Origin of the sequence: Flavobacterium sp. Arc3 (assembly GCF_041431375.1) — a bacterium.
Lineage (GTDB): Bacteria > Bacteroidota > Bacteroidia > Flavobacteriales > Flavobacteriaceae > Flavobacterium.
Window position 1 is genome coordinate 1 of sequence record NZ_JASMRI010000052.1, and the last position, 2,751, is coordinate 2,751.

Sequence of the window (2,751 nt, forward strand, 5' to 3'; positions counted from 1 at the left end):
TAGATATTCCGACGAAAGTACACCACCCATTCCGGAGCAAAGTACACCACGATTCCGCAACAAAGTGCGCCATTTATTCCAGAGCAAAGTACACCAGTCAAATCGTCCTTTATCATCACTAAGTAAAGATGATATTTTTCAAAGTTAATAATTTTTTTTAGATCTCAAAGATTTACCTGTTAGTGTAATTCTGTGGGCAGAAGCTGACAATCTGTCCATAATAGCATCCGATAATGTTGGCTCGTTTAAGAAGGAATGCCAAGTGTCTACTGGGAGCTGGGAAGTGATCATAGTTGATCCTATACCATACCTGTCTTCGAGGATATCTAGTAACGCAATCCTGGCATCATTATTCAACGGTTTTAGCCCAAAATCATCCAGTATTAGAAGTTTGTTTGTGGAGATACTTTTAATCCACTTCAGGTATGTCCCATCAAGTCTGACTTGAGTCAAGGCATCCATAAACTTGTTCATACTAAAATATAGGGTTCGGTAACCAAGTAAACAGGCACTACGCCCTAAGGCGCAGGCCATAAAAGATTTACCACAACCAGTGGCACCAGTTATCAGGACATTTTCTCCCCTTTCTATAAACATGCCATCAGAGAGCCTAAGTAGCTGTTCTCTGGTAATACCTCTTTCTGTATTGCAAATGATATCTTCTGGTAAGGCATGATAACGGAGCTTACTTGCTTTTAGGTACTTCTGTGTTCTGGAGTAATCCCTGTATTCTACTTCTGCCTGAGTAAGCATAGCTATGAGAGAATGGACATCTTCTTGTTGATGTACTGGAAGTGACAATGCAGCTTCGTACCTTTTAGCCATGCCTGTTAATTTAAGACCTTTGAGCTGTTCTAATGTGTTTTGTGTGTTCATTTATTAGGATTTTATAAGTTGATTAATTATAAGCTTCAGGACCTCTAATATTACTGTGCTCGGGGATACGGAATTCGATAGGAGCCTCTTCTTCGAGTAAATCCATATTATTCACTAGGATGTTTTTGATAACACCGTAGCTAAATTTGTGACCTCTTAAGCCCCGTTTACATGCAGCTTCCATCCGAATGTTACCATAGGAACTCATGAGTCTCAATAGTCCCAGACAAGCAGTATAAGACTGATCAATTATCAGCTTACTGTTCATCACCTTTTTGAAAAATTCAAAAGTATTGGGGCCGTTTTCTTCTGCTTTTTTGAGATAATATTCCGGACTCCATCCACGTTGATTTTTAATGATCTGATGTCTTTCGGGCATATGCTCCGTGATACTGGTATAACCATGGCTGGTGTAATTCCTAGTATGCACAGCAATCCTTTGTGCATCGCAATAGATCTCCACGACATCCTGATCATAAGCAATGCGTACCTCTTTTCCAATGTAACGATAGGGAACAGAATAAAAGTGCCAGTCTTCACCCACCAGTACATGGTAATGCTTTTGAACCTTTGCTTTGGTATAATGTCTGATACTGTATGGGGATTCTGGAAGGGGCTGTAGTAGTGTTTTTTCCTCGCTTTTAAACAACTCGAGTCTACTGTATACTTTCTTCTGAAAGTTCAGCTGATGATGATAATCAAGTTTTTCTCTAATGGCCTTGTTTAGTTCAGTAAGACTATGAAAAGTATCATTACGTAGGCTAGCATAAATACGTCTATAGGTAATCTTTACGTTATTCTCAACAGAGGGCTTGTCCTTGGGCTTATACGGGCGAGCCGCAAGCAGTGCGATATTATTGTGGTTGGCCCATTGCTCGAGCATATCAGTAAATACAGGTTCATATTTACAACTTTTGGATACCCATTGCCTCATGTTATCTGATTTAACAGTCAAGGGAACACCTCCAAAGTATTCAATGGTATGATTCAACGCTTTAACTACTTGAGGCAGTTTTGCATCAGGTAAGGCCTCTACATAGCCATAGCCACTAAAGGGAAGAATAGCAACATATACAGGGCATGCAATTAGTTCACCAGTTGAAGTATCCACATAGTGAAGCATATCCCCAGCAAAATCAACTTCAAGCAGCTTTGCAGGAGTGTGGACAAAATGCATCACAGCATTGTTTACCTTCTCCTGATCTTGTAAGAGTTCACAAAATCTAGAATATTGAAAACCTTCAGGATATTCTTTAATATATTCTTCCCAAAGTAATAGACGTGTTACACCAGTTCGATTAAGTTCCTTGCTGAAGTAACCGATCAGATTATTAAAATGAACTTTTCGGGGATCAGTATCTTCCGATACAACAGGCTTTAAAAGACCTAGTATTTGTTCAAGTTCCTGATCTGAACGCTTTAGTAGTTCTTTGAAATCAACTCCTGTTTGCGTAAATTTCAGCAAATACCCTGCGATTGTCCTTCTAGAAATTCTAACTTCTTTTTCTATGGTACGCTGTGAAGCACCACGTTCTAAAAATAAAAGTACCTGTCTTATCTTAATCATACTAAGTGGTTTATTTGCCATACTACAAGTGGTTTTTTGATTACAAACCAAACTTATAGTAAATGACGGTTAAATCTCTACTTAGTGAGATAAAGGATCTGGAATAGGTGGTGCACTTTGTGTCGGAATGTCAGTCCTTTACAAGTATTAAATCAGGAGAAAAGTGGTGCACTTTGCTCCGGAATAAGTGGCGACCTTTGCAGCGGAATAATTGGTGTACTTTGAAGCGGAATGGATGGTGTACTTTGCAGCGGAATCGTGGTGCACTTTGTAGCGGAATCGTGGCGACCTTTGCAGCGGAATATCCA

Annotated in this window: 2 protein-coding genes; both read right to left on the reverse strand. The window is 39.5% G+C overall.

From position 1 onward, the window contains the following. Positions 1 to 144: 144 nt before the first annotated feature. Positions 145 to 876: an IS21-like element helper ATPase IstB gene (istB, locus tag QO200_RS19210; RefSeq protein WP_126456435.1), complete on the reverse strand. Its 732-nt coding sequence runs from the start codon at positions 874 to 876 to the stop codon at positions 145 to 147. Positions 877 to 898: 22 nt separating this feature from the next. Next, a complete protein-coding gene (gene istA, locus QO200_RS19215; protein ID WP_233584116.1) occupies positions 899 to 2,464 on the reverse strand; it encodes an IS21 family transposase in 1,566 nt (521 codons plus the stop codon). Positions 2,465 to 2,751: the final 287 nt, after the last annotated feature.